Annotated in this window: 21 protein-coding genes; 9 read left to right on the top strand and 12 right to left on the bottom strand. The window is 67.5% G+C overall.

The features are described 5' to 3' along the window. Positions 1–233 precede the first annotated feature (233 nt). Positions 234–917: a DUF599 domain-containing protein gene (locus JX001_RS04875; RefSeq protein ID WP_205682525.1), complete on the bottom strand. Its 684-nt coding sequence runs from the start codon at positions 915–917 to the stop codon at positions 234–236. Positions 918–1056: 139 nt separating this feature from the next. Between JX001_RS04875 and ppa the strand changes: the two genes are divergently transcribed. Continuing rightward, positions 1057–1617, top strand: coding sequence for an inorganic diphosphatase (gene ppa / locus JX001_RS04870; protein WP_205682524.1), 561 nt, complete (start codon positions 1057–1059; stop codon positions 1615–1617). Positions 1618–1682: 65 nt separating this feature from the next. Here ppa and JX001_RS04865 read toward each other — a convergent pair whose 3' ends face one another. Then, complete coding sequence (locus tag JX001_RS04865; protein ID WP_205682523.1) at positions 1683–2234, bottom strand: GNAT family N-acetyltransferase; 552 nt, start codon at positions 2232–2234, stop codon at positions 1683–1685. 138 nt (positions 2235–2372) lie between these two features. Here JX001_RS04865 and JX001_RS04860 point away from each other — a divergent pair, with 138 nt between their 5' ends. Continuing rightward, positions 2373–3356 carry a DUF2268 domain-containing putative Zn-dependent protease gene (locus JX001_RS04860; protein WP_205682522.1) on the top strand — a complete coding sequence of 328 codons (984 nt, stop codon included), beginning with the start codon at positions 2373–2375 and terminating at the stop codon, positions 3354–3356. Between the two features lie 90 nt (positions 3357–3446). Continuing rightward, positions 3447–4748, top strand: coding sequence for an ATP-dependent protease ATPase subunit HslU (gene hslU / locus JX001_RS04855; RefSeq protein WP_205682521.1), 1302 nt, complete (start codon positions 3447–3449; stop codon positions 4746–4748). Here hslU and JX001_RS04850 read toward each other — a convergent pair. After that, the gene (locus tag JX001_RS04850) at positions 4738–6054 is read right to left on the bottom strand and encodes a YihY/virulence factor BrkB family protein (RefSeq protein ID WP_241004760.1); all 1317 of its coding nucleotides are present in this window, start codon (positions 6052–6054) and stop codon (positions 4738–4740) included. The genes hslU and JX001_RS04850 overlap by 11 nt on opposite strands. A 62-nt stretch (positions 6055–6116) precedes the next feature. On the opposite strand from JX001_RS04850, the gene prmC reads away from it, so the two are divergent. Together prmC and JX001_RS04840 are read left to right on the top strand one after the other, a co-directional pair. After that, on the top strand, positions 6117–7028 hold the full coding sequence (gene prmC, locus JX001_RS04845; RefSeq protein WP_205682520.1) for a peptide chain release factor N(5)-glutamine methyltransferase: 912 nt from the start codon (positions 6117–6119) through the stop codon (positions 7026–7028). A 266-nt stretch (positions 7029–7294) separates the two neighbouring features. Further along, the gene (locus JX001_RS04840) at positions 7295–7651 is read left to right on the top strand and encodes an endonuclease domain-containing protein (protein WP_205682519.1); all 357 of its coding nucleotides are present in this window, start codon (positions 7295–7297) and stop codon (positions 7649–7651) included. 1152 nt (positions 7652–8803) lie between these two features. Here the strand turns inward: JX001_RS04840 and JX001_RS04835 are convergent. After that, on the bottom strand, positions 8804–9280 hold the full coding sequence (locus JX001_RS04835; RefSeq protein WP_205682518.1) for a hypothetical protein: 477 nt from the start codon (positions 9278–9280) through the stop codon (positions 8804–8806). Positions 9281–9397: 117 nt separating this feature from the next. Continuing rightward, on the bottom strand, positions 9398–11998 hold the full coding sequence (clpB, locus tag JX001_RS04830; RefSeq protein WP_205682517.1) for an ATP-dependent chaperone ClpB: 2601 nt from the start codon (positions 11996–11998) through the stop codon (positions 9398–9400). 173 nt (positions 11999–12171) lie between these two features. Between clpB and JX001_RS04825 the strand changes: the two genes are divergently transcribed. Continuing rightward, on the top strand, positions 12172–12813 hold the full coding sequence (locus JX001_RS04825) for a LysE family translocator (RefSeq protein WP_241004759.1): 642 nt from the start codon (positions 12172–12174) through the stop codon (positions 12811–12813). Positions 12814–12835: 22 nt separating this feature from the next. Here the strand turns inward: JX001_RS04825 and JX001_RS04820 are convergent, their stop codons facing one another. Continuing rightward, positions 12836–15127 carry a TonB-dependent receptor domain-containing protein gene (locus JX001_RS04820; RefSeq protein ID WP_205682516.1) on the bottom strand — a complete coding sequence of 764 codons (2292 nt, stop codon included), beginning with the start codon at positions 15125–15127 and terminating at the stop codon, positions 12836–12838. Positions 15128–15287: 160 nt separating this feature from the next. Between JX001_RS04820 and JX001_RS04815 the strand changes: the two genes are divergently transcribed. After that, a complete protein-coding gene (locus JX001_RS04815; protein WP_205682515.1) occupies positions 15288–17189 on the top strand; it encodes a BCCT family transporter in 1902 nt (633 codons plus the stop codon). Between the two features lie 6 nt (positions 17190–17195). Here the strand turns inward: JX001_RS04815 and JX001_RS04810 are convergent, their stop codons facing one another. Together JX001_RS04810 and JX001_RS04805 are read right to left on the bottom strand one after the other, a co-directional pair. Continuing rightward, the gene (locus JX001_RS04810) at positions 17196–18551 is read right to left on the bottom strand and encodes a S41 family peptidase (protein ID WP_205682514.1); all 1356 of its coding nucleotides are present in this window, start codon (positions 18549–18551) and stop codon (positions 17196–17198) included. A gap of 27 nt (positions 18552–18578) precedes the next feature. After that, the gene (locus JX001_RS04805) at positions 18579–19022 is read right to left on the bottom strand and encodes a MarR family winged helix-turn-helix transcriptional regulator (RefSeq protein ID WP_241004758.1); all 444 of its coding nucleotides are present in this window, start codon (positions 19020–19022) and stop codon (positions 18579–18581) included. Between the two features lie 143 nt (positions 19023–19165). On the opposite strand from JX001_RS04805, the gene JX001_RS04800 reads away from it, so the two are divergent. Both JX001_RS04800 and JX001_RS04795 read left to right on the top strand, forming a co-directional pair. Further along, positions 19166–20806 (top strand): serine hydrolase, encoded by a 1641-nt coding sequence (locus tag JX001_RS04800; RefSeq protein WP_205682512.1) that lies wholly within the window; start codon positions 19166–19168, stop codon positions 20804–20806. Between the two features lie 89 nt (positions 20807–20895). Next, positions 20896–21372, top strand: coding sequence for a hypothetical protein (locus JX001_RS04795; RefSeq protein WP_205682511.1), 477 nt, complete (start codon positions 20896–20898; stop codon positions 21370–21372). On the opposite strand, the gene JX001_RS04790 is transcribed toward JX001_RS04795, so the two are convergent. The 4 genes from JX001_RS04790 to JX001_RS04775 form a co-directional block, all read right to left on the bottom strand. Further along, positions 21369–22109, bottom strand: a complete 741-nt coding sequence (locus tag JX001_RS04790; RefSeq protein ID WP_205682510.1) for a DUF4893 domain-containing protein — start codon at positions 22107–22109, stop codon at positions 21369–21371. The genes JX001_RS04795 and JX001_RS04790 overlap by 4 nt on opposite strands. Before the next feature lie 60 nt (positions 22110–22169). After that, the gene (locus tag JX001_RS04785; RefSeq protein ID WP_205682509.1) at positions 22170–22844 is read right to left on the bottom strand and encodes a DUF4893 domain-containing protein; all 675 of its coding nucleotides are present in this window, start codon (positions 22842–22844) and stop codon (positions 22170–22172) included. Positions 22845–22889: 45 nt separating this feature from the next. Further along, positions 22890–24212, bottom strand: a complete 1323-nt coding sequence (locus JX001_RS04780) for a hybrid sensor histidine kinase/response regulator (protein ID WP_205682508.1) — start codon at positions 24210–24212, stop codon at positions 22890–22892. A gap of 71 nt (positions 24213–24283) precedes the next feature. Continuing rightward, positions 24284–25303: a DUF4167 domain-containing protein gene (locus JX001_RS04775; RefSeq protein WP_205682507.1), complete on the bottom strand. Its 1020-nt coding sequence runs from the start codon at positions 25301–25303 to the stop codon at positions 24284–24286. Positions 25304–25492 lie beyond the last annotated feature (189 nt).

Below are 25492 nucleotides of genomic sequence, written 5' to 3'. Positions count from 1 at the left end.
CCGCACCCGAGGGTGCGGCATTAAAAGTCTATAGGGAGGAAACGCCCAGGAAGGGCAAGACGCCCGGAGGCGTCAGAGGTCAACTTAGGTTGCGATGCACAATGGGTCAAGGCCAATGCAAGCCGCTGCGGTCACGCCTTGTTACGGAAATATGGCCCCGCCAAGCCAATGATGACGGCATTTAGACCGACCTTGGACGCGGCGTTCGTTTCGCAACTGCGTAATAGCGTTGATCAGTGTTCCAGCAACCGCCGTGCGTTGCGTATGGCGCGAGCGGCAGGCGACGCCTCCTGGCGGTAGATCAAAAGGCCGAACGACGAGGCGACACCCAGCGCCAGCCATAGCGGTCCGAACAGCCAGGCCGCCGCCGCCAGAGCGAAATAATAGCCGCGGACACCCTGACTGAAAGAACTGAGCGCCGGGTTCAGAAGCTGTCCCGCCGCCTCGCTGAAGGCCTTGCGGTCGGTATTGGTGTGGATCTCCGGCGCCGCGCCGATCAGCGCCAGGGTGTAGTTCATCTGGCGCAGCGCCCAGATGAAATCCAGAAAGCCGCGCGCGAGGCAGATCAGCACCAGCGCCAGCTTGGCCTCCAGAATCTTCATCGGCACATTTTCCGCCCCGACGGCCGCGAACCCCTGAAGCGCGCTTTCGCCGCCGAACAGAATGCCCGCCACCGCCGCGATCAACAGCAGGTTGGTCGAGGCGAAGAAGGACGCCGAGTTGATCGAATGGCCCATCAACTGACTGTCCACCAGCCGGATTTCGCGGTGAGCCATCGATTGCATCCAAACCGCGCGGACGTGCACCATGTCCTCGTTCAGTGAACCGCCCCTGCGGCTGATCAGCGACAGGATCGGGCTGTATCCCAGCCAGCAGATGAAGAAGAGCGCAAGCGCGGCCCAATCGGTCCAGGTCATGATCCAGATGTCCGCGATGATGCGCCGAGACGCAAGTCCGCCGGGCCCGTGTTCGCCGCATGTCGCCCTTGCCGTGACGAGCCGGGGAGCCTATCACCCTTCGCCTTTCAAAGTTTCGCAGTCGCAGCAAAGACCCGCCATGAACCTCGACGCCATTCCCGTCGGCCCGAACGCTCCCTGGGACATCAACGTCATCATCGAAATTCCGCAGGGCGGCCTGCCGGTGAAATACGAGATGGACAAGGCCTCGGGCGCCCTGTTCGTCGACCGTTTCCTGCACACGGCCATGTACTATCCGGGCAACTACGGCTTCGTGCCGCACACCCTGTCGGACGACGGCGACCCCTGCGACGTGATCGTGCTGAACCCGACGCCGGTCGTTCCGGGCTGCGTCATCCGCTCGCGGCCCATCGGCGTGCTGAAGATGACGGACGAGGCCGGCGGTGACGAAAAGATCCTGGCCGTGCCGGTCGACAAGCTGAACCCCTACTACACCGAGATCGCCAGCTATCGTCAGCTGCCGGCCATCCTGATCGAGCAGATCGAGCACTTCTTCACCCGCTACAAGGACCTGGAGAAGGGCAAGTCGGTCAAGGTCGAGGGCTGGGGCGACGCCGGCGAGGCGGCCGACCTGATCGCCAAGGGCATGCAGGCCCACCAGGACAGGCTGGCCAAGAACAAGGCCGCCAACGCCGCCTGATACTGGCGACAAGCGCTTGAAGCCTTAAGGCGTCCTCAGATCAGGGGACGCCTTTTTGCTGACCGTCAGGCTCGCCATTCGTGTCGCAGAAGGGCGTACTGACACGTGTTGACGTAGATCGGCTGGCCCGCGGCGTCGTTCACGAACGAGATGAACTCGCGAAACAGCCCTTCGCGCCGCATGCCCAGCCGTTCGCAAAGCCTCTGTGACGCCAAATTGTCTTCCTCGACATAGGCGTACAGGCGACGAGCCGCCTTGTCCGCGAACAGATGGTCGACCAGGGCGCGGGCCGCTTCGGACGCATAGCCGGCGCCCGCATAGGCGCTGTTGAAGTTCCAGCCGATGGACCAGGTGTCCGGCGCCTCGAACATCGCGAAGACATCGCCGATGACACGGCCGTCGGTCTTGGACTGGACGGCGATATACTCACCCTCGGCTGCGCGCTTGAGCACTTCCGCCTCGGCCGCCGCCATGTCCTGAAGCGCCATCGCGGCGAAACAGGCGGCGCGAGGTTGGTGAAGATAGGCGAACAGGTCGGCGGCGTCGCCCGCCGCGAAACGGCGCAGGATCAGTCGGTCGGTTTCCAACGGCGTCAGGGCGAGTTTGGGCGTTTCCATTCCGGAAGCCATAGCGCAGGAACGGCGCGAGGGCATGGCGGCATGACGCCTCCAGTCCGCCCGATGATTACGACTATTTCATTTGAGCCAAGGCCACGCTTGCGCCCCCATGCCGCCCCGTCAGCCGGAGACCTGTCTATGCGCCACATTCTGTCCGCCGCCGCCGCAACGATCGTCTGCCTGCTGTCGGCGCCAGCTGTGGCCCAGTCGCCGGACCCCGTCCCTCAGGTGCGGGTGGTGGACAGCGACATCGCGCGGTTCTGGAGCGCCTATGACGCCGTGCGCACCGAAGCCGATCCCGCCCGTCAACGCGACCTGTTCCAGCGGATGTACATCGACCAGGGCACGCCGGGTCTGGCGGCCTTCATGGAGGCCAAGGCCTATACGGTCGACACCTATCTGGATGCGATCCGAGACTATCCCGCCTATTGGGACACGGTGCGGCCGCGAACCGCCTTGGCTGGTCAGGCGCTGGACAGGCTGGAGGTTCATCTGGCGCGACTGCGCGAACTGTATCCCGATCTGCGACCCGCCGGCGTATATTTCGAAGTCGGCGCCCTGCGTTCGGCGGGAACGACCCAGGGCGACAAGGTGCTGATCGGCGTGGAGATGGCCACCGGCGACGCCAGCGTGGACCTGTCGCAGATGCCGCCCAATCTGAAACGGTTCTTCACCGCCTATTTCGCGAGCGATCCGCTGGAGAACCTGGATTTGCTGGCGACCCACGAGGTGGTTCACACCCAGCAACAGGGCGAACGCCAGACCCTGCTGGCCCAGGTCGTCTATGAGGGCGTCGCCGATTTCGTGGCCGAAAAAGCGACCGGGCGGCTGCCGAAACTGCCGTATGTGACCTACGGCCCGGCCAATGACGCAGCGATCAAGACGGCCTTCCGCGCCGACATGAACGGCGAGGACTTCAGCGGCTGGCTGTACAACGGGGCGAACAACCGCTTCGGGACGGCCGACCTGGGCTATTACGTCGGCTACGCCATCGCCAGCGGCTACTACGACCGCGCGCCGGACAAGGCCGCAGCGATCAAGGCGATGCTGGAGCTGGACTACGCCGATCAGGCTGCGGTTCAGGCCTTCGTCGACGCCTCGGCCTATCTGGATGCGTCCTGACGTCGGCGAAGCGTCGGTCATGAAGAAATCGGACGCGCCGCGACGCCCTGCCCTCTCCCGCAACGGTTCGGCCTCTCCTATCTGCGTCGCATGACCGAACTGACCCCCCGCGAGATCGTCTCCGAACTGGATCGCTATATCGTCGGCCAGAACGACGCCAAGCGCGCCGTCGCCGTCGCCCTGAGGAATCGTTGGCGCAGGAAGCGCGTGCCGGCGGACCTGCGCGACGAGGTGACGCCCAAGAACATCCTGATGATCGGCCCGACCGGCGTCGGCAAGACAGAGATCGCGCGTCGGCTGGCGCGGCTGGCGGGCTCGCCCTTCCTGAAGGTCGAGGCGACCAAGTTCACCGAGGTCGGCTATGTCGGCCGCGACGTGGATCAGATCGTGCGCGACCTGGTCGAAAGCGCGCTGATCATGGTGCGCGAGCGCCGGCGCGGAGACGTGCGGGCCAAGGCCGAGGCCGCCGCCGAGGACCGGATCCTGGACGCCTTGGTCGGACCCGGCGCGGGGCCGGCGACGCGCGACAGTTTCAGGAAGAAGCTGCGCGCCGGAGAGCTCGACGACAAGGAGATCGAGATCGCGCTGGCGGACACCGCCTCGCCGATCCAGGGCCTGGACATTCCGGGCGGCGGCAACGTCGGCCTGCTGAACCTGTCGGAGATGCTGGGCAAGATGGGCGGCGGGCGCACCAAGACCGTCAAGCTGGCGGTGCGCGATGCGACGACGCCCCTGATCGCTGAAGAGGGCGACAAGCTGCTGGATCAGGACAGCCTGACGCAGGAGGCCCTGAAACTGGCCGAGAACGAGGGCATCGTCTTCCTGGACGAGATCGACAAGGTGGCTGCTCGCCAGGGCGCATCCGGCGCGGACGTGTCGCGTGAAGGGGTGCAGCGCGACCTGCTGCCCCTGATCGAGGGCACCACGGTCTCGACGAAGTACGGGCCGGTGAAGACCGACCATGTGCTGTTCATCGCCTCGGGCGCCTTCCACGTCGCCAAGCCCAGCGATCTGCTGCCCGAGCTTCAGGGACGCCTGCCGATCCGGGTCGAACTGAAGGCTCTGACGCGCGACGACTTCAAGCGCATCCTGACCGAGCCGGAAGCCAATCTGATCCGTCAGAACCAGGCGCTGCTGGCGACCGAGGACGTGACGCTGACCTTCACCGACGATGCGGTCGAGGCGATGGCCGATGCGGCGGTGGCGGCCAACAGCGCGGTCGAGAACATCGGCGCGCGCCGGCTTCAGACCGTGATGGAGCGGGTGCTGGAGGAGACCAGCTTCAAGGCTTCGGAACTGTCGGGCCAGACCGTGACCTTCGACGGCGATGCGGTGCGCGAGAAGATGGACGCCCTGACCAAGGACGTCGATCTGAGCCGCTTCATTCTGTAGCGACGCGCTCGGCGGCCTTGCGGTTCTGGCGGCCGCGCAAGCGGTCCGCCACCCGCTCGGCCTGACGCTGGGTGAAGGCGAGAGCGGCGGGGTTGCCGCGCCGGGCGCCGACGCTGTCGGCGACCTTGGCGCCCCGCTCGCCCATCGGCAGGGGCAGGCCGGTCGTGGTGTCCACGGCGGTCTGGTGCTCGATCTCGGCGTTCAGCTCGGCGCCCATCAGGATCACCTGCACCGACAGCCAGGTCCACAGCAGGAAGCCCATCATGGCCGCCAGCGGGCCGTAGCTGTCGGTCCGCACGAAGTTGGACAGATACCAGCTGAACAGGAAGGAGACGGTCAGGCTGAGCACCGCCGCGAAGATCGCGCCCGGCGTGACCCACCGCCAGCGCGCCCGCTGGCGGCAGGGACCATAGCGGTAGATGACGGTCAGGGCGGCGACATAGCCGACGAGCAGCAGCGGCCAGCGCAGCGGCGCGATCAGGCCCCACTCCTCCTCCAGCCCGAACAGCCGCACCACCACCGGCACGCCGACGACCAGCACCGAGGTCAGCATCACGGCGACGATGGCCCCGACGGTGAAGACCATGCAGATCAGATTGTAGCGCACGATGTTGCGCTTCTCGACCTCGTGATAGGCGACGTTCAGGCCGTAGAACAGCACCTTCACCGCCCCGTTGGCGGTCCACAGCGACAGCGCCAGGGTCCAGATCAGGGTGAAGGTGAGCTGGCTGTTGGAGTTGGCCGCCAGCCGCTGCATCTCCCCGCCCAGGAACTCGGCGATGCTGCTCGGCAGGAGCGCGTAGAGGAACTGCAGCCGGCCCCAGGCGTCGGCCGGATCGGCGAAAAGGCCGTAGAGGGTGACGAACGTCCCCAGGAGCGGGAACAGCGACAGCAGGGTGAAGAAGGTCACGCCGCCGGCGACAAAGCCGACCCGGTCGCCGAAGTAGGACCCGCCAGTGCGCCAGGCGATGTCGACCCAGCCCTTGTGCGGAATGTGCTCGGGCCGTTTGGCCATGCGGCCGCGACCGGGCTCCTGGGCCTCATAGTCCTCGGGCGTGGGCACCTTGGGCGGCAGGGGCTCGGGGCGGGGGGCGCGCAGCTCCACCCCGACCTTGTGCCCCTGGCTGTAGAGCAGGTGGGCGGCGCCGGCCCCGGCGGCCAGCCCCCCGGCGGCGGCCCCCAGGAACTTCCACACCCGGCCGCGCTCGGCCTGCGCTGGCGACCGGGCAGGCGCCCGGGCGAACAGGTTGCGAAGCGGGGCGAGGCGGGAGGGGCGGCGCGCAGTCATCCCGACGCGAACGGTCAAGCTGGCCTCGCGTTCCTCCCGTCGCGCTTGAAATCGGCGCCGGGCCGGGCCAATCAACGCCCATGACCGACCCCATCACGCCCAAGTCCGCTGCCGACGCCCCGACCCTGCTGACCGCCTGGAAGGCGGCGCAGGCCCGGCTGAAGACCGGCCGCATCGACAGCCCCGCCATCGACGCCCGCCTGCTGCTGGAGGCCGCCGCCGGCGCCAGCCGCATGGACATCCTGACCGACCCCTATCGGCCCATCACCGCCGACCAGCTGAGCGCCTATGAGGCCATGGTCGAGCGCCGGCTTAAGCGCGAGCCCGTCTCGCGCATCGTCGGCAAGAAGGGTTTCTGGAAGATCATGCTGAACGTCACCCCCGACGTCCTCAGCCCCCGCCCCGACACCGAAACCCTGATGGACGTCTCCATGCTGGCCTTCGGCAAGACCGAGGCCTTCGACGCCATCGACCTGGGCACCGGCTCGGGCGCGATCCTGTTGGCGCTTCTGGCCGAGCGGCCGGCCGCGCGCGGGGTGGGCACCGACATCTCGTCCGAGGCCCTGGCGGTGGCCAAGGAGAACGCCGCCAACCTGGACCTGAACGACCGCGCGACCTTCCTGCGCACGGAATGGGCCGCGGGCTTCGGCGACGCCAGCTTCGACCTCGTCTTGTCCAACCCGCCCTATATCCCGACCGACCATATCGCGACCCTGGACCCGGAGGTCCGCGACCACGACCCGCACCTGGCCCTGGACGGCGGCCCCGACGGCTTGCAGGCCTATCGCGACCTGGCGCCCGAGGTGAAACGCATCCTGAAGCCGCTGGGCGTCTTCGCCGTCGAAATCGGCTTTGATCAGGGCCCGCAGGTCAAGGCGCTGTTCGAGGCCGCCGGCTTCACCGACGTCAAGATCATCAAGGACCTGGGCGAACGCGACCGCGTCGTCACCAACGGCCCAGACCCGCGCACCAATCCGATCCCGCAGGACTGACCGAGATCAGACGGTCGGCGGACAAAAAACACCGTCTAATTCGTCTAATTCGTCTGAATTGGCCCTCCCCGACCGTGCGCCGCGTCCCCTGTGGACGAACCGAGACAGGATCGCACGGTTTGGGGGCGTGGGCAGAAGGATGACGCTGGCGGGCGGCAGGGTGTTGGAAATGCTCGCTCTCGTTGGCGCAGATGCGCTGGTTGGCGGGTTCTGCTTGCCGAAAGGCGGCGACGGTTGTGGGATGGCCCTCCGAAGGAGTGCCGCGCATGACGACCAGCCGCCTGACGCCGCGCTCACGCGGGCTTCGCCAGAGCGGAGGCCTGGCCGAGAACCGCATCTGGGCGCGACTGCGCGGCGGCGCCGTCGACGGCTGGAAGGTGCGTCGCCAGCATCCGATCGGCGGGTATGTGGTGGATTTCGCCTGCGCGCCGCTGCGGCTGGTCATTGAGATCGACGGCGGAGTGCATGAGCGTGATGAGGTCGTGTTGAACGACCACTACCGCCAGCAGGCGATCGAGGCGCTGGGCTGGACCGTCATCCGCTTCACCAACGCCGAAGCCCTGGCCGACCCGGCCCGCATCGACGCCGCCATCCGCGACCGCGCGAAGACGCTGGGCCTGTGACCTCCCTCTCCCGTTGGGAGAGGGCTTGAGCGCCCGAGAGCGTAGCGAGCGGCCTTGCGCGAAAGGGTGAGGGTCGTCCGTCCCCGCCATCCTCTGCGGCCAAACCCATGCGACGGCTCACGCCGACTTCGACACCCGACCCTCATCCGACCGCATCGCGGCCACCTTCTCCCAATGGGAGAAGGATCAAGTTTTGGCCTCCCCTCTCCCCTTGGGAGAGGGCTTGAGCGCACGGCGGCGCAGCCGTCGTCCTTGCGCTAAAGGGTGAGGGTCGACCGCGTCCCGCCATCCTCTGCGGCCCGACCGCTGCGACGGCTCACGCCGACTTCGACGCCCGACCCTCATCCGTCCGCTTCGCGGCCACCTTCTCCCAATGGGAGAAGGATCAAGTTTTGGCCTTCCCTCTCCCATTGGGAGAGGGCTTGAGCGCCCGAGAGCGCAGCGAGCGGCCTTGCGCGAAAGGGTGAGGGTCGCCCGCCGCCCGCCATCCACTGCGGCCCGACCCGTGCGACGGCTCACGCCGACTTCGGCACCCGACCCTCATCCGTCCGCTTCGCGGCCACCTTCTCCCAATGGGAGAAGGATCAAGTTTTGGCCTCCCCTCTCCCATTGGAGAGGGCTTGAGCGCACGGCGGCGCAGCCGTCGTCCTTGCGCGAAAGGGTGAGGGTAGCGCGCCGCACAGACATCCGCTGCGGCCCGACCCGTGCGACGGCTCACGCCGACTTCGACACCCGACCCTCATACGTCCGCTTCGCGGCCACCTTCTCCCAATGGGAGAAGGATCAGAGCCTATTTCTTCTTGTCGGGACGCTGCGAAAGGGCGGACCCGGCGGCGCTCTTTGAGTCCTTTCCGGTGCGACCGTCTCTCAGGACCTTGGATGCGGACTTGCCCGCTTTACTGCCGGTTTGCTCATTCTTGGCCACGTCGCTTCTCCTTGCGATTGCAAACGCCAAACGAGCGATATTCCCGCTTTGTTCCTTCGCCGTCCTCCGGTGAGCGGAGTTGGACACGGGAACCCAGTGGCGCAGAGGGCGATCTGTTCAAGCACTATGCCGGAAGCGGTGGAATTCGCGACGGTGTCCTGCTTTCTTAGGCCGCTGATCCCCCGGCCTGCGCCGCGAAGGCACAACTTGCCGGGGGATGATAAAAGCTAGCGCAGCGCGGCTTCCGCGCGAGCCATGTTAGCAAGGACTTTGCGGTTAATCTTCTGCCGCGTAGCTAGCTGATTAACGCTCAATCCGGCATTCTTTCGCCACGTGTCGAGATAATAGCCGCGCTCCCAATCGTTGAGAACTTTCAACTCGTAGAATAGCTCGATCGCTTCTGGATTGAGGGCGCGATCAATGTCGCTCTTCACCCGCTTGATCGCACCAAAAATCTTATCAGCGTTAATCCCAAGAAATTTCGTGACGCAGACGTTTCCAACTTCCGCGACAACTCCATTCTTTCGGTTGCGGATGACACAGACTTCGATGATCGGGTAGTGATCGCAAAGGCACCGTTGAGGCTCATCGGCATCGAACACCGAGGCCAAGCCCCATTCGAGTTTTGCCGCATCCCAGATGTCTGACTCGCTTCGGCTGAGAATTTCCCTTTTCAGATTTGCCAGATTGAAACCGTCGCTCATCCTCGCCTCCTCCCACTATGGGAGATTTGAGCCCTAAGCGATCAACGGTCAAGGTTGTAGGAAAACCTGCTCTAGGTAGTTTGTTATCGCTGTCTGGAAGGCAGACTTCCCGGACGCCTAATGCACCCGCATCTTCCCGATCTCCAACCCGCCCTCGCCGGCGGTGACGGCGATCACCCCGCCGTCCTCGATCTCGCCGGCCAGGAGTTTGCGCGCGATCGGGTCGACAAGGTCCTTCTGGATGACGCGTTTCAGCGGCCGTGCGCCATAGGCGGGGTCGTAGCCGCGGTCGGCGAGCCAGGCCAGGGCGCTGTCGTCCAGGTCCAGGGTCAGGCGGCGGTCGGCGAGCAGCTTCTCGAAGCGTGACAGCTGGATGCGGACGATGCCGCCCATCTGGTCGCGGCCCAGGCGGTGGAACAGGATGATCTCGTCGATCCGGTTCAGGAACTCGGGCCGGAAGTGGGCGCGGACGGCGTCCATGACGAAGGGGCGCACGGCCTCGACGTCATCGCCCTCGCCCTGATCGGCCAGATACTGGCTGCCCAGGTTGGAGGTCATGATGATCAGGGTATTCCTGAAATCGATGGTTCGTCCCTGCCCATCCGTCAGGCGGCCGTCGTCGAGCACCTGCAGCAGCACGTTGAAGACGTCGGGGTGGGCCTTTTCGACCTCGTCGAACAGGACGACCTGATAGGGGCGACGACGCACGGCCTCGGTCAGGGCGCCGCCCTCGTCATAGCCGACATAGCCGGGAGGGGCGCCGATCAGGCGGGAGACCGAGTGTTTCTCCATATATTCCGACATATCCAGCCGGGTGATGGCCGCCTCGTCGTCGAACAGGAAGTCGGCCAGCGCCTTGGTAAGTTCGGTCTTGCCCACGCCGGTCGGGCCCAGGAACAGGAAGCTGCCCAGCGGACGGTTGGGGTCGTTCAGGCCGGCGCGGGCGCGGCGCACGGCGTCGGAGACGGCGGCCAGCGCCTCGTCCTGACCCACCACACGACCGCCGAGCGCGATCTCCATCTGGAGCAGTTTCTCGCGCTCGCCCTCCAGCATCTTGTCGACGGGGACGCCGGTCCAGCGGCTGACGACGGCGGCGATCTGTTCGGCGTCGACGACCTCGGGGGTCAGGGGGCCCCCACGACCTGAGGCGCCGGAGGTCTCATTGGCCTCGGCTTCTTCGAGCTGCTTTTCGATCTGGGGGATCTGGCCGTAGGCGATCTCTGACGCACGGCCCAGGTCGCCGGCGCGCTGGGCGTTGGCGAGTTCCAGGCGCAGGCGGTCCAGGGTTTCGCGCAGCTGGGCGCCCTGGCCGACCTTGTCCTTTTCGGCCTTCCACTGGGTGGTCAGGTCGTCGGACTGGCCTTCCAGATCGGCGATCTCGTCCTCCAGCTTTTCCAGACGGTGTTGGGAGGCCTGGTCGGTCTCCTTCTTCAGAGCCTCGCGTTCGATCTTGAGCTGGACCAGGCGGCGGTCGATCTCGTCCAGGGCCTCGGGCTTGGAATCCACGGCCATGCGCACGCGGCTGGCGGCCTCGTCGATCAGGTCGATGGCCTTGTCCGGCAGGAAGCGGTCGGTGATGTAGCGGTTCGACAGGGTGGCGGCGGCCACAATCGCGCTGTCGGAAATGCGCACGCCGTGGTGGACCTCGTACTTCTCCTTAAGGCCGCGCAGGATAGAGACGGTGTCCTCCACCGTCGGTTCGGCGACGAAGACCGGCTGGAAGCGGCGGGCCAGGGCGGCGTCCTTTTCGACGTGCTTGCGGTATTCATCGAGCGTCGTAGCGCCGACGCAGTGCAGCTCGCCGCGCGCAAGCGCCGGCTTCAGCAGGTTGGACGCGTCCATGGCCCCGTCGCCCTTTCCGGCGCCGACCAGGGTGTGCATCTCGTCGATGAACAGGATGATGCCCCCCTCGGCCGCAGAGACCTCGGATAGGACGGATTTCAGCCGTTCCTCGAACTCGCCGCGATACTTCGCGCCGGCGATCAGGCTGCCCATGTCCAGCGCCATGACGGTCTTGTCGCGCAGGGATTCGGGCACGTCGCCGTTGACGATGCGCAGGGCCAGACCCTCGACGATGGCGGTCTTGCCGACGCCGGGTTCGCCGATCAGGACGGGGTTGTTCTTGGTGCGGCGGGCCAGGACCTGGATGGTGCGGCGGATCTCTTCGTCGCGGCCGATGACCGGGTCGATCTTGCCGTCGCGGGCAGCCAGGGTCAGGTCGCGGGCGTAGCGTTTCAGGGCGTCGTAGCCGTCCTCGGCGCCGGCGGAATCAGCGGTCTTGCCTTTGCGCACCTCGGCGATGGCGGCGTCCAGTTTCTCGGCCGTAGCGCCTGAGGATTTCAGCACCTCGGCGGCAACCCCGCCTTCCCTGGCGAGCGCCGCCAGCAGCCGTTCGGTGGTGACGAAGGCGTCGCCGGCGGTCTTGGAGGCCGCCTCGGCGGCGGCGAAGACGCGTGCGGTGTCGCCGTCCAGATAGAGCTGCCCCGACCCGCCGGTGACCTGGGCGCGCTTCTTCAGCGCCGTTTCGACATCGGCCTCGGCGCGGCGGGCGTCGCCGCCTGCGGCCGTGATCAGATTGCGCGCCAGGCCGTCGCGTTCCTCCAGCAGCACCTTGAGCAGATGCTCGGGTGCGAACTGCTGGTGACGGCGGGCCAGGGCCAGCGACTGGGCCGACTGGACGGCCTGTTTGGCGCGGTCGGAATAGAGTTCGAGATTCATGGTTTCAGTCCCCTCGGGAGGCGGATGGATTTCAGCGCACCCTCTGCTGAGCAGCACGCCGTTGAGATCGAGGTGGGTGTGACGATCGGGTCACACAAGGGGTCCGCGGGGCGGCTTTCGGGGCTGTCCGTTTCGCCGCCGCGCGCCTAGGCTCTGGCGAACAGGAGCGCCTCGTGATCGCCCATTCCGCCTGGCCCGTCGATCCGGCCGTCGTCGGCCCCTTTCTGATCGCCGTGGCGCTGATCGAGCTGACGCCGGGGCCGAACATGGGCTGGCTGGCGCTGGTCGCCCTGGCGCGGGGACGGCTGGCCGGTTTCGCGGCTGTGGCGGGGGTGACCCTGGGGCTGGCGGTGTGGATGCTGGCGGCCGCCTATGGGCTGACGGAAGTCTTTTCCGTCTGGCCGCCGCTGTATCAGGGCCTGCGTTGGGCGGGCGTGCTGTTTCTGCTGTGGCTGGCGTGGGAGGCCTGGCGCGCGCCGACGATCGAGGCGGCGCCCACGCCAGACGCGCGCTCGCTGAGCGGCCTGTTCGTGCGCGGCCTGATGGGCAATCTGCTGAACCCCAAGGCCGCGGTCTTCTATGTCGCCCTGCTGCCGACGTTCATGCGGCCGGACCACGGCGCGCCGCTGAGCCAGGCCCTGACGCTGGGGAGCCTGCATCTGGCGGTCGCCGTCCTGGTGCACAGCCTGATCGTGATCGGTGGCGCGGGCGCGGCGCGGCTGGCGCCTCGGATGCAGGATCGCGCCCTGCGCGCGGTGATGGCCGGCGGCCTGATCGTGGTTGCCGCCTGGCTGGCCTGGGAGACGCGGACCTGAGCCCGCATCTCCCGTCAGGTCGTCAGCCCCCGGTCGGGCCGGTCGAGAAGTCGAACTGTTCCGGCTGGCGGCGCGGACCGCCGAAGTTCCAGGTCAGGCCGATGTAGAAGGCCCGCAGCTTAATGTCCTGCTCCGAGCGTTCGCGGAACTGCGGCGTCTCGTAGATGGTCGTGGTGTTGAAGGTGTTGAAGATATCCCGTGCGGTGAAGTTGAACGACAGCTGCTCATTCAGCTTCCTGCGATAGCCCAGATTGACCATGCCGCCGGCCTCGCGCCGGCCCTGGGCCAGCAGGCTGTCGCCCTGCCAGAAGCTGGAGACCTGGACGAAATCCTTGGCGGTCGGCTGCCAGTTCAGGCTGAGACGGCCGCTGGCCAGGGTGGCCTCGCGGTCGCCGCCGCCGACGACAGCGCCCGAGTCGATCTCCTGACGGAAGACGTTGATGCTGGCGCTGTAGCGCAGGGTCGGATGCAGTCGCCCGTTCGCCGTCGCCTCCACGCCCAGGTCGCGACGCGAGCCCAGGTTTTCCGGACGGGTCAGGAAGACGCCGCCGCCGATGTCGGACGCCACGTCTGTGAACGCCTTGTCGGTGTTCCGCAGATAGGCGGTGGCCTGATAGAAGCTCTGGCCCTTTCGCATCTGCCACATGGCCTCGAAGCTGTCGGTCTCCTGCGGCTCCAGATCCGGATTGCCCGAGCGGACGTTCAGCGGGTCTTGATAGACGACGAAGGGGTTCAGCTGGCTGGGCTGGGGCCGCTGGATGCGGCGCGAATAGCTGGCGCGCAGGGTCTGTTCGGGCGTCAGCTGATACTGGACGTGGGCGGTCGGGTAGGCGCGGAAATAGTCCTGGGACGCCGAGGCGCCGCCGGTCAGATCCTTGATCTCGATGTCCGCCTGCTCAAGCCGCAGACCCAGTTGGGCCGACAGCTTCTCGCCCAGCGGCCGCTCATAGGTGGTGTAGAGGGCATGCACCGTCTGGGTGGCTTCGAAGCGGTTGTTCAGGGCCGGGACCGGCGCCAGAGACGCCTGCGAGGGACCGCGCAGGAACTCGGCGTCCTGCTCAGGACGCTGGGCGTTCAGCTCATAGCCCAGGCGCAGCTTGCCGCCGTCGGACATCGGGCGGGTATAGGCGCTGGTGAAGCCCCAGGTCACCTGATCCACCGCTGTTTTGGTCCGCTCGTACAGAGCTGCGCGCGCCGGGGTCAGGAAGGTGGTCAGGGTCTGGCTGGTGGTGTCGTTGGCGTTGGAATCGTAGCGCAGTTCGTTGGACCACTCATGGCCGTCGCCGTCGAAGCGGCGCAGCACGCGCGCCGTGGCGCCCCAATTGTTGAAGGTGAAGTCGGAATCGCCGACCCGGCGATAGGCGCTGGTCACCGCGCCGGCGGCGTTGCGGGTTTCATACAGGCCGTCGCCCGACCCCGTGCCGTCGAAGGCCACGCCGCGCAGTTCGCCGGTCAGCTGGGTCTTGTCGTCCAGCTTGTATTCGGCGGTGAAGCGGGCGAAGGCGCCGTTCTGCTCGGACTCGACCGGCTGTTCGACGGTCGTGGTCGAAACCACCGCGCCGGTGACCGGATCCAGCTGTTCGCGGACGCGGTTGAAGGTCAGTTCGGTCGGATCGGAGCGATAGCTGGCGTCGCCCGACAGGGTCAGGCGATCCTTCTGGTACGAGCCGCTGAGGCCCGCGTTCCAGCGGCCGTTGTCGCCGACGTTGACGCGCAGCGAGCCGGTCGTCTGGGTCCCCGGCTTGGGCGCCGTGGGCTTGGTGATCAGGTTGATGACCCCGCCCGAACCCTCGGGGCTGTAGGCGGCGGATGGATTGGTCATGACCTCGATGCGGGCGTACTGGCTAGCCGGCAGCTGGATCAGGGCCTGGCCGCGACCGGGGCCGGTCAGGATGCCGGACGGGCGGCCGTCGACCAGAATGGTGACATTGGCGTCGCCGCGAAGCGACACGTTGCCCTCAGGGTCCACGTCCACCGACGGCACGTTGCGAAGCGCGTCAGCCAGACTGCCCGTCGTCGCCTGAAGGTCATTGGCCAGGCTGTAGCTGACCGAGTCGATCGAGGTGCGCACGTCATTGGCGCGGGCGTTGACGACCACATCGCCGACGCTGGCGGGCTGCTGTTGCTGGGCCGGTTCGGTCGTCTGAGCGCGCGGCGCGGACGTCTGCGCCGTCGTCGCCGGGGTCTGGGCGGCCGGCTGGCTCGTCGTCGCCATCGGCGGGGTCTGAGACGGCGTCTGAGTCTGGGCCAGAGCGGCGCCAGGCAGAGCGACGGCGGCCGCACCCAGCATGAGAACGAGTTTGGAAGAGGTCATGCCCCGGCGATCCTGAAAGAGTGCGCGGGCGTCTGTTTGCGCCCGTCGATAAGCCTGACTATCGACGTTACTTTGAATCGCAAAGTTACATCTTCTTCATCGAGACGGCGCGGTTGTGGCCAAGCTGGGAACTGTCAGCTTCGCCATACGCTTTGACCCGATGCTGACCACGAAGATGAACCCCCGCGTGTTCTGGGGCGCGAGCGCCATCATCGCGCTGCTGCTCCTTGTCGCCATCGTCGCGCCGGGCGAATCCGACCGCCTGTTCCAGAGTGTTCAGGCCTGGGTGATCGACACCTTCGGCTGGCTTTATATCGCCTCGGTCGCCGCCTTCGTGGGGCTGGTGCTGGTGCTGGCGATCGGCCCCACGGGCGCGCTGAAGCTGGGGCCGGACGACGCCGAGCCGGACTTTCCCTATCTGTCCTGGCTGGCCATGCTGTTCGCCGCCGGCATGGGGATCGGCCTGATGTATTTCGGCGTCGCCGAGCCGGTCCAGCACTATATCAATCCGCCCGAGGGCGCCGGCCGCACCTTCGACGCCGCGCGTCAGGCCATGGGCATCACCTTCTTCCACTATGGGGCGCACGCCTGGGCCATCTATGCGCTGGTGGGCCTCAGCCTGGCCTTCTTCGCGCACCGCAAGGGTCTGCCGCTGACGCTGAGGTCGGGCCTGTCGCCCTTGCTGGGCAGGCGCGTCAACGGGCCGATCGGCGATGCGGTCGACATCTTCGCCATCTGGGGCACGGCCTTCGGCATCGCCACGTCCCTGGGCTTCGGCGTGTCGCAGATGAACAGCGGCCTGACCTATCTGCTGGGCATTCCCAACACGGCCTGGGTTCAGGTCGGGCTGATCGTCGTGGTCATGGCGGCGGCGACCGCCTCGGTCATGAGCGGGGTCGGCAAGGGGGTGCGCCGTCTGTCGGAGCTGAACCTGGTTCTAGCGGTGCTGCTGATGCTGTTCGTGCTGGTGGTCGGGCCGACCGGCTTCCTGTTCAAGGCCTTGGTCCAGAACTTCGGCTTCTATCTCAGCCATTTCGTCGAGCGGACCTTCACCCTCTACGCCTATGAGCCGCGCGCCTGGATGGCGGACTGGACCCTGTTCTACTGGGCCTGGTGGATCGCCTGGTCGCCGTTCGTGGGGATGTTCATCGCGCGGATTTCACGCGGGCGAACAGTGCGGGAGTTCCTGCTGAACGTGCTGCTGGTGCCGGCCGGCTTCACCTTCCTGTGGATGACCGTTTTCGGCAATACGGCGATCAGCCTGGACATGGGCCAGGCGGCGGGCGCGATTTCCAACGCCGTTTCGGCCGACCTGTCGACCGCCCTGTTCTACTTCCTGGAGCAACTGCCGGGCGCGGCCTTCACCTCGGGTCTGGCCATCCTGCTGGTGGCGGTCTTCTTCGTCACCTCGGCCGATTCGGGCGCCCTGGTGATCGACACCATCGCCTCCGGCGGCGCCGACGACACGCCGCGCTGGCAGCGGGTCTATTGGTGCCTGCTGCTGGGCCTGATCGCCGCGACCCTGCTGCTGGCGGGCGGGCTGGGCGCACTGCAGGCCGCCACCCTGGCCGCCGCCCTGCCCTTCGTGCTGATCATGATCCTGCTGTCGATCGGCCTGGTGCGCCAAATGAACGCCGACGTCGCGGGCCGCAGCCTCGAGACCGAAGGCGCGCCCCTGGCGCAGCAGCTGAAACGCATCCTGGCCCCGGCCAGCCGCAACGACATCAACGATGAGATCGAGCGCCACGGCCTGCCTGCGCTGGAGACGGTTCACGCCGCCATGGAGGCCGAGGCGGCGGAGTCCGAGATCGGGCGCGACGACGGCGTCGCCTGGCTGACGGTCAAACAGGGCGAACGCACCTTCATCTATCGCCTGGGCGCCCGCTCGCGTCCGCGTCCCGCCGTGACCCAGCGCGAGACGCCCGAAGGCCGCCGCCTTCTGGAATGGCGACTGACCGCCCAGACCGGCCAAGGCGAACGGCCCCACGACATCACCGGCTTCACCCGCGACCAGATCGTCGCCGACGTGCTGGAAAAGCTTCAACGCTGGCGACTGGCCTAGCGCCTATCAGGTCTTCGGGATGATGCGCGGCGCGGGTTCGTCCTTCCACCACAGTTGCAGGGCGCCGTCCTTGAAGCCGATGCGCAGGACGTCGAGACCCTCGACCGCAAACAGGCCGTCGGCGGTCAGCGCTTGCAGCTTGCGCGGCGCGGGCCACAGCGGGTGGCCGGGACGGGCGACGACCAGGGCGCCGTCCTGCATCGTGACCACATAGTTGCGATATGCGCCGGGCGCGGATTGCAGCAGGGCGGCGTCGACCATGGGCGGGTTCAGGCGCGCCTCGACCGCAGTCAGGGCCCAGGCGTAGTCCGTCTTGGCGGCGTCGGACGTCGTCGTCGAGAGCAAGGCGCGCAGGGCCTCGGCCTGGGCGGCGTCCAGCGCCTGGACAGAGGAAGTCGGGGTGTCCGGCGCCACGCCGACGCCCTCCCAGTTGCCGCCGCTGACCGCGTGAACGGGTCGGCCGACCGACAGGCTGAGCATGAAGCCCGGCGCGATGGGGAAGAAGTCATTGTTGTTGGCGGCGCCCGCCGTGTTGGCTCCCACCAGCCGGCCGAGTTTGAACTGCTGAACGTCATAGGCGAAGGATTCCGCCGCAGAGGCCGAGGCCTGGTCGATCAGCACATACAGGGGCGTGCCGGTCAGTCGACCGGCGGGCAGATTGTCGAGCGCGCGCGTCTGCACCGGCTCTTGCCCGGCCTTCAGGAAGGTGATTTCCAGCGTCCCGGCCCTTAGGAAGTGGCTGACCAGATACTGGACCGCCTCGGACGCTCCGCCGCCGTTGCCCCGCAGGTCGATGATGACCGCGTCGCCGCCCTTCAGGAACCGCATGGCGTCGTCATAGGCGCGGCCTGTTTCGTCCGAGACCCAATGGAAGGCGTCGATCTTCAGATAGCGGACGTTGCCGGGCAGGATTTCCAGGGCGCTGAGACCATGGTTGTCGCGACGGGCGGCCGCGGCGTCGATCTCTGAGAGGGCTTGGGTCGCGTCGGCGCCGGCCGAGGCGGCGGCGAAGCGATCGGGCGCATATTCCAGATAGACGTGACCGTCTTGACTGGCGTCGCGCAGGTCGCCGCTGATCAGCCCCGCCAGTTCGTTGGGCGAGGACACGTCGTAGCGGCCGGACGTCTGGGCGGCGTCCAACCGAGCAAGGATCGCCGGGGCCCGGTCGGGAAAGACGTAGGAGGACCGAACCGCCTGTCGGATCGCGCTCAGGACCGCAGCGCGCTGGGTCGCGGACAGTTCGACCGCGGCGGACGAAGCGACGGGAGGGCGGGCCTGAGCGTGGGCCTTGTCGGGAACGACGCCTTGGCCGCCCATCAGGGCGAGCGCCATCGCAGCGGCGCTGAGCAGCTTAGATTGCATGATAGATTCCGGTGGAGGGGGTTGAGGTTAGACGGCCGACTGCGTCTTTGCAGCCGCCTGTATGCGTTGGCCGAAGGGTTGATCCGTCAGGGCGGCGATGGCCTCCTTGACCACGCCGGAGAGGGGCGCCGACAGCTCCTGATCCAATGTCTCGGCCGCCTGGTTCACGGCCGTCCACTGACGTTGCAGGCGGGGGATCATCGCTTCGGTCTTGGCGGTCAGCATCACGATCCGCTCGCGTGCGTCGGCGCCGGGCTTCAGCAGAACCAGCTCGTCCTTGACCATCTGGGTCACGGTCTGACTGACGGCCGAATGGCTGATGCCGATCTGCTGTGCGATGGTCTTGATCGACTGCCCCCCGTCGCGCATCAAGACGCGCAGGATCGGGGTGTAGCGGGGACGCCAGGTCAGGTTGGAGGCCGCATAGGCCGCCTCGACCTCTCCGTCCAGCAGATCGATCAGATGGCGCAAGAGCGTTCCAAGGGTTGGAGATGCAGACAACATCAGGGCTTATATATAAGCACTTATATTTATCGTCAATCCCCTTTTGTCAGCAGCGCTTGGCCTCGGGCTAGCGGGGCGCTAGCGTCCGGCGGTCTTCGCTGGAGTTCGCCATGTCCCTTCGTCTGTCGCGCCGCACCCTGTTCGCTTCCGGAGGCGCGGCGGCGCTGGCGGCGGGACCCGTGTTCGCCCAGAGCGCGCCGGCGAACGATGATGCGTCGCTGGCGGCGGCGGTGGACGCTTATGTGGCCAAGTGCATGGCGGCATGGCCGGATCAGCCGGCGCTGGGCGTCGCAGTGGTCAAGGACGGGGCGACCGTTCTGGCGCGGGGATACGGCGTCAAGGTTCAGGGCAAGCCGGCGCGGGCCGATGAGCACACCCTGTTCGCCATCGCCTCCAACACCAAGAACGTCACCGCCGCCGCCCTGGCCATCCTGGTCGACGAAGGCAAGGTGAAGTGGGACGCGCCGGTTCGGACCTATCTGCCCGGCTTCACCCTGTCCGATCCCTATATCGGCGAACACATCACGGTGCGCGATACGCTGAGCCACCGGGCCGGGTTCGGCCTGGGCGCCGGCGACCTGCTGTTCTGGCCCAACTCGGATCGCACCCGCGCCGAGGTGCTGGCCCAGGCCGCCTTCGTGCCGATCGAGGACGGATTCCGCGCGCGCTATCACTATTGCAACCTGATGTTCGTGGTCGCGGGCGCAGTGCTGGAGGCGGTATCGGGCCTGAGTTGGGAGGCCTTTATCCAGACGCGCATCCTGGACAAGGTTGGGATGACCGAGACCGTGCCCCTGGCGCGTCTGGCCGATGCGTCCAAGTCCGCCCTGCCCCACGGCCGGGTCGGCCCGCCGCTGCGCTATCAGGGGGCGATGACGCCCATCGCCAAGTCCATCGTCGAGGTGTGGAACTGGGATTCGGCGGCGGCGGCGGGGGGCATCTGCACCACCCCGACCGACTGGGCCAAATGGATCGCCGTGCGGCTGAACGACGGCAAGCTGCCCGACGGGACGCGGCTCTATTCCGAAGATGCGGCGCGCGAGATGTATCGCCCCAACATCATCGTCGGCTCGTCGGCCGGACCGACGGCGGAACTGCCCAACCGATCCATCGCCTCGACCTATGCGATGGGGCTGCAGGTTCAGGACTATCGCGGCGAGCGGATCGCCAGCCACGGCGGCGGCTCGCCCGGCGGCATTTCCGCCACGGTGCTGATCCCCGGCCGCAAGACCGGCTTCAGCATCTTCTCCAACGCCGAGGAGAGCTTCCTGCTGCGCGCCTTGCGGTCCGGCATCACGGACATCTGCATGGGCAAGGTCGATGTGGACTGGATCTCAGACTCCAAGAAGCTGGAAGCCGAGGGCAATGCGAAATCCATCGCCGCCGCCGCCGAAATCGACGCCAAACAGGCGGCCGGCGCGCCCCCGTCCATGCCGCTGGAATCCTACGCGGGGACCTGGCGCGATCCGTGGTACGGCGACATCGTCATTGCGCCCAAGACCGAGGGACGCGGCCGAAACAGGAGGAGCGGCCTGTGGCTGAGCTTCACCCACACGCCCGCCCTGCAAGGCTGGTTGGAGCCGTACGACGGCGAGACCTTCCGCACCCGTTTCCCGGACAAGCGCGAGGAGGACGCCTTCGTCACCTTCTCGATCCTGACGGCCAAACCGGCGACGGCGACGGTGAAGGGGGTCAGCCCCGACATCGACTTCAGCTACGACTATCAGGACCTGAGACTGACGCGCGTGTGACCTCGGACGACCCTGTGACCCAGGGTCGCAAACCGGAACGGCCCTGGCGTCCTGACGCTGTCTTCCCATCAATCGAAAGGGAGACCGTCATGTCCAAGACCCCAAACCCGCGCGCGCTGGATCGCGACGAGGCGGATATGGTCGAACAGACGAAGGCGTTGGCCGAGCGCTCGCCCTCGGAACTGCGCGACCTGATCGGGCGGCTGCGCGCGCGGCGTGACCGGGTGCAGCGTCAGATCCGGGGACGCGTTCGTGAGGGAGAGAGCGGCCCGGATGCGGGCGCGCGCGAGAAGAAGGCGCTGCTGACGGACGCCATCGCTCGCGTCGCCGATGAGATGGACCGGCGTAAATCCGGCCCTAAATCCGGCGGGGCGTCCGCCACGGCGACCGACAATCTGCGCGAGGCCGTCCGTCGCAAGGCCGAAAGCCCGACCTGGACCGGGCCGGACGATCGCACCGCCGATCTGGGGCCCAGCGAAACGCCGAACACCAAAATCGCCCCGTCAGGCGCGCTTCACGCCGAGGGCATGCGCGCCGCGATCGCCCGCTCGACCGGCGCGCGCTAGCCGGTGATCTCGAGCAGCTCCAGCTTGGCTTCCTGCTTGGGCCAGGGCAGGACCAGGCGCCAGCGGTTCTGGCCTATGCGTTCGATGACGCCGACCTGATCCCGCTCGGCGCTGTCGCCGTAGGCCGGATACCGATTCTCGTCGGCGCCCCAGGCCTGGGCGCCGATGTAGACGCCGCGGCGGTCGGTGTCGGGGTAGATCAGACCCCGGGTCCGCTGCGAGCCCGTCAGCTTGGTCAGGATCAGGTCGCCGCCCGCCGTCAGTTCGACCGTGCAGCGGAACCAGGGATATTCGACATAGGCCAGCCCCGAGCCGTTGCGGCTGCCCATCTTGATGGTGCGGCAGCGATAGTTCCCCTGACCGGGTTGGACGCGGCCGCTTTGCCCCGCATTGGGGTCGGCGAGCGGTCCCAAGGCCTCGACCTGACGCGAGAAGCCACCCTCCTCGGCCTCGGCGCGAGCCATCCGCCAGGCCTGGTCCAGCCGGCCCAGCAAGCTGGCGTCGGCTGTGTTGGCGACCTTGCGCCAATCGTCGGTTCCGCCCTGCATCCCCTCGGCTGGGGTCGTCTGAGATTGCGGCGTCGCCGTCGCCTCAGGCGCGGCCTGGGCCGGCACGCCGGGCGCGGGCGTGGTGACGGCGGGCGAGGCCTCGGTCGGGGCGGCGGGACTGTTGTCGCCACAGGCCGCCAGGGCCGTGGTGGTCATCAGGGCCAGAACGGCCAGAGGGGTGCGGCGCATCAGCGTCTCCATCGGTTGTCATGACCGAACGTGACAGGGCGCCCGAGGTTCAGCCGAACCTTAGCCGCGCGGCGCCGGGGCCAGCTCGATCAGGTCCAGATTGGATTCGGTGTTGGGCCACGGCAGGACCAGCCGCCAGCGCGCCTCGCCGATGCGTTGCAAGATGGCCACCAAATCGCGGTCGGGGTTGCGGCCATAGGTGTTGGCGGCGGGCTCCTGCGCCAGGGCCAGCGAGCCGAGCATCACCATATGACGGTCGTCTTCGGGAAAGAGCAGACCGGAGGGGCGCTGCGAGCCGGTCAGCTTGGAGAACTTCAAGCCTTTCGGCGTCTGTTCGATGCGGCAGGCGAACCAGCCGTAGACGACATAGCCCAGCCCGTCCTCGCCTCCCTGGGTGCCCAGTTTGACGGTGCGGCAGCGATAGTCGCCGGGCGGCGGCGCGACGCCGGGACGGTCGGCCTTGGGGTCGATCAGATCGCCCAGGCTGTTCAGATCGCCGGAGCCGCGCTGACGTTTTGCCTGTTGCAGGGCCAGGGTCCAGGCGGCGTCGACGCGGCGATAGCGATCCCGGTCGGCCGAGGTGATGACGCCGCGCCAGTCCATCAGCGCGCCGGCCGCACCGGGCGGCGGCGGGGGTGGCGGCGGCGGGGTCGAAGCGCAGGCGGCGACGGCGCACAGGGCCGCTAGCGGCGCCAGGCGGCGCACGAGCGCGCGGGACGAAATGAACAGACGCATCAACGCTTCCCTTGGGGGGCGACCTTACGGGCGAACTCAAGCCTCTTAGGCCCTCTGGCGCCCCTCGTCGTCAAGGCCGGGACAGGCCGAACCGTCGTCCAGCACATCGTTCAGCGCCGCGCCCAATGCAGCGAGATCCAGCGGCTTGGCCAGCCAGGCGTCGAAGCCCGCAGCGCGCCCACGCGCGCTGTCCCGAGGCGAGGCGGCGGCCGTCAACGCCAGCACGGGGACGTGCCGCGTCAGGGGATCGACGTCCAGTCGCGCCTTGACCTCATAGCCGTCCATGTCAGGCAAACCGATGTCGAGCAGGATGAAGTCGGGGCCGAGCGCGCGCGCCAGATCCAGCCCCTCGGCGCCGGTGGTCGCGGCATGCAGGGTCAGGCCGAGACCGCGCGCGACCTGACGCATCAACGCGATGTTGGCGGCGTTGTCCTCGATATAGAGTGCGACAGCCGGTTTCGAGAGCGCGACGACCGGCGTCACGCCGGGGGACGGCGCGGCAGGCACCTTGAGCGAGAAGACGGCGCCGCCTGATGGATCATTCTGCATCGCCAACGTCCCGCCCATCCGTTCGGCCAGGCGCTGGGCCGAGGCGACGCCCAGACCCGTGCCGCCGCGCGCGTCACGGCCGTCCAGAGGGCGAAACAGCCGCTCCGCCCCTTGGCCCTGCGGCCCTGATTTCGCGTCGTGGATGGCGAGGCGGATGTCGTCGTCGACACGCGACAGCTCCATTCGCACGGTCCCGCCGGGCGACGAATGACGAAGGGCGTTCTCGACCAGTCGACGCAGGATCCGGCGGACCTGGCCGGGATTGCCCACGACGCACAGGCCGTGGGCGGCCGGCGGGCAGGCCAGAGCGACGCCGGCGTCTCGCGCCTGGGATTGCAGCCCGTCGCAGACCTGACGCAGCGCCAGACGCAGATCGACGCGGTGGGTCGCCTGAGCGCCGCCGCCGTCTTCGCACGTCATGAAGGCGTCCGTCTCTTCGATCAGCGCCAGCAGAACCCCGCCCGCCGCCTCGATCTGAGCGACGGCCTGATCCTGTCGTGTCGACAGGGGATCGATCTGATCGTTTAGGCGGAGAAGCTGGGTGAAGCCCAGGACGGTGGTCAGGGGGGTGCGCAGTTCGCGGCCCAGGGCCTGCATCACCTCGCCTCGCGTGCGCAGGGCGGCGGTCAGACGTTCGACCTCGGCTTCGGCGGTCGACAGGGCCCGGCGCAGCCCTTGCGTCTGTCGGCCCAGGCGGGTCTCGAGCCTGGCGTTCTCACGCTTCAGCCGTGTCGCCGCCTCATCCGCGCGCAGCCACAGCCACACGCCCGAACAGGTCCCGGCAAGCGCCAGGGACAGGACCAGCAAGACGAAATCCATGACGCCCCTCCGACGCACCAGGATGACGCGCAGGAGTTGCGTTCAGGTAAACACGCCCGCTTGGGTTGTTGTCAGTCTTCGCTGGCCGTGGCGGCTTCGGGCTTGCGACGCGGTGCACGGCGACGCGGGGCCGCCTCGCCTTCGGCTTGCTCGGCCGCGGCCGACGACACCGGCGCGCGGGTCAGAAAGCCCGGCAGGGCGGTCGGGGCGTCGCCCTCGTCAGCCGCAACAGCGGCGGCGGTGCGGCGCGGACGGCGTGCGGGACGTTCGTCTGCGGCCGACGCCTCGACGCTCGGCGTTTCAGGGACAGGGGCTTCAGCGGCGGGCGTTTCGTTTACGGCTTCGGCGCGGTCGGCCTCGGCGTAGGCAGGGGCGGCCCCCTCAGCGCCGTCTTGGGCGCCGTCCTGATTGTCGAAGCGGCGATTGCGTTCCTCGCGGCGACGCTCCCAGCGTTCGCGACGGCTTTCGCGACGACCGCCGCCCTCGCCTTCGGCGCGGACCTCGTCGCCCTCGCGCGGCTCGCGGGGTTCGCGCGGCTGCTGGCCGTCGCGGTTCTGGTCACGGTCACGATCACGGTTCTGATCGCGATCGCGGTCGCGGTTGTCACGGTCCCGGTCCCGGTCCCGGTCGCGATTGTAGTCGCGGTCGCGGTTCTGATCGCGGTTCTGGTTCTGCTCGGCGCGCTCTGCAGCCTCCGCGGCCTGACGGTCGGCGGCCTGCTGAGCGGCGACGAAGGCGGCGGCCTGGGCTCCGGATTCGTCCTCGAAGTCGATGTCGAAGCCCTGATTGGACTGTTCGCGCGCGGCGATGTCCGAGAAGGACCGCTGCGGCTGGAGCGCGCGCAGGACGCGGTAATAGTGTTCGGCGTGCTGCTGATAGTTTTCGGCCAGCACCCGGTCGCCGCTGGAGGCCGCATCGCGGGCCAGCTGCTGATAGCGCTCATACACCGTCTGGGCGTTGCCCCGGACCTTGATGTTCTCGGGGCCTTGCGAATCCCACGAACGATTCGGATTGGCGTTGTTGGCGTTATTGGCGCCCGCCTTGTTCCGATTGCGTCCGCGCTGACGCTTCATGCCCTTGAAATCTCTCATTCGCGCTACCGTGTGCAGGGGCGGACCAAAGCCTGAAGGCCGGTTCCGTCCGTTTCGTGGTTCCGTCTCGCTCGGGGCCGATCCCCGATTGTCGAACTGTCGGAATGCCTTGTCGCCCGCATGGTGCGCCGGTCCTTTCGGGACCGACCGTCATGGCCGGCTCAAGCCGCGAACAGCCGGGTATGCGCC

The organism is Brevundimonas fontaquae (genome assembly GCF_017086445.1).
Taxonomy (GTDB): Bacteria; Pseudomonadota; Alphaproteobacteria; order Caulobacterales; family Caulobacteraceae; genus Brevundimonas; species Brevundimonas fontaquae.
Note: the sequence above shows the minus strand (reverse complement) of the source record. Positions and strands in the feature narration are given on the sequence as shown.

Bases quoted from the DNA above. Each gene is read 5' to 3' on its own strand.
- JX001_RS04875 (WP_205682525.1), bottom strand. From the start codon at position 917: ATGACCTGGACCGATTGGGCCGCGCTTGCGCTCTTCTTCATCTGCTGG.
- ppa (WP_205682524.1), top strand. From the start codon at position 1,057: ATGAACCTCGACGCCATTCCCGTCGGCCCGAACGCTCCCTGGGACATC.
- JX001_RS04865 (WP_205682523.1), bottom strand. From the start codon at position 2,234: ATGGAAACGCCCAAACTCGCCCTGACGCCGTTGGAAACCGACCGACTG.
- JX001_RS04860 (WP_205682522.1), top strand. From the start codon at position 2,373: ATGCGCCACATTCTGTCCGCCGCCGCCGCAACGATCGTCTGCCTGCTG.
- hslU (WP_205682521.1), top strand. From the start codon at position 3,447: ATGACCGAACTGACCCCCCGCGAGATCGTCTCCGAACTGGATCGCTAT.
- prmC (WP_205682520.1), top strand. From the start codon at position 6,117: ATGACCGACCCCATCACGCCCAAGTCCGCTGCCGACGCCCCGACCCTG.
- JX001_RS04840 (WP_205682519.1), top strand. From the start codon at position 7,295: ATGACGACCAGCCGCCTGACGCCGCGCTCACGCGGGCTTCGCCAGAGC.
- JX001_RS04835 (WP_205682518.1), bottom strand. From the start codon at position 9,280: ATGAGCGACGGTTTCAATCTGGCAAATCTGAAAAGGGAAATTCTCAGC.
- clpB (WP_205682517.1), bottom strand. From the start codon at position 11,998: ATGAATCTCGAACTCTATTCCGACCGCGCCAAACAGGCCGTCCAGTCG.
- JX001_RS04820 (WP_205682516.1), bottom strand. From the start codon at position 15,127: ATGACCTCTTCCAAACTCGTTCTCATGCTGGGTGCGGCCGCCGTCGCT.
- JX001_RS04815 (WP_205682515.1), top strand. From the start codon at position 15,288: ATGCTGACCACGAAGATGAACCCCCGCGTGTTCTGGGGCGCGAGCGCC.
- JX001_RS04810 (WP_205682514.1), bottom strand. From the start codon at position 18,551: ATGCAATCTAAGCTGCTCAGCGCCGCTGCGATGGCGCTCGCCCTGATG.
- JX001_RS04800 (WP_205682512.1), top strand. From the start codon at position 19,166: ATGTCCCTTCGTCTGTCGCGCCGCACCCTGTTCGCTTCCGGAGGCGCG.
- JX001_RS04795 (WP_205682511.1), top strand. From the start codon at position 20,896: ATGTCCAAGACCCCAAACCCGCGCGCGCTGGATCGCGACGAGGCGGAT.
- JX001_RS04790 (WP_205682510.1), bottom strand. From the start codon at position 22,109: ATGCGCCGCACCCCTCTGGCCGTTCTGGCCCTGATGACCACCACGGCC.
- JX001_RS04785 (WP_205682509.1), bottom strand. From the start codon at position 22,844: ATGCGTCTGTTCATTTCGTCCCGCGCGCTCGTGCGCCGCCTGGCGCCG.
- JX001_RS04780 (WP_205682508.1), bottom strand. From the start codon at position 24,212: ATGGATTTCGTCTTGCTGGTCCTGTCCCTGGCGCTTGCCGGGACCTGT.
- JX001_RS04775 (WP_205682507.1), bottom strand. From the start codon at position 25,303: ATGAGAGATTTCAAGGGCATGAAGCGTCAGCGCGGACGCAATCGGAAC.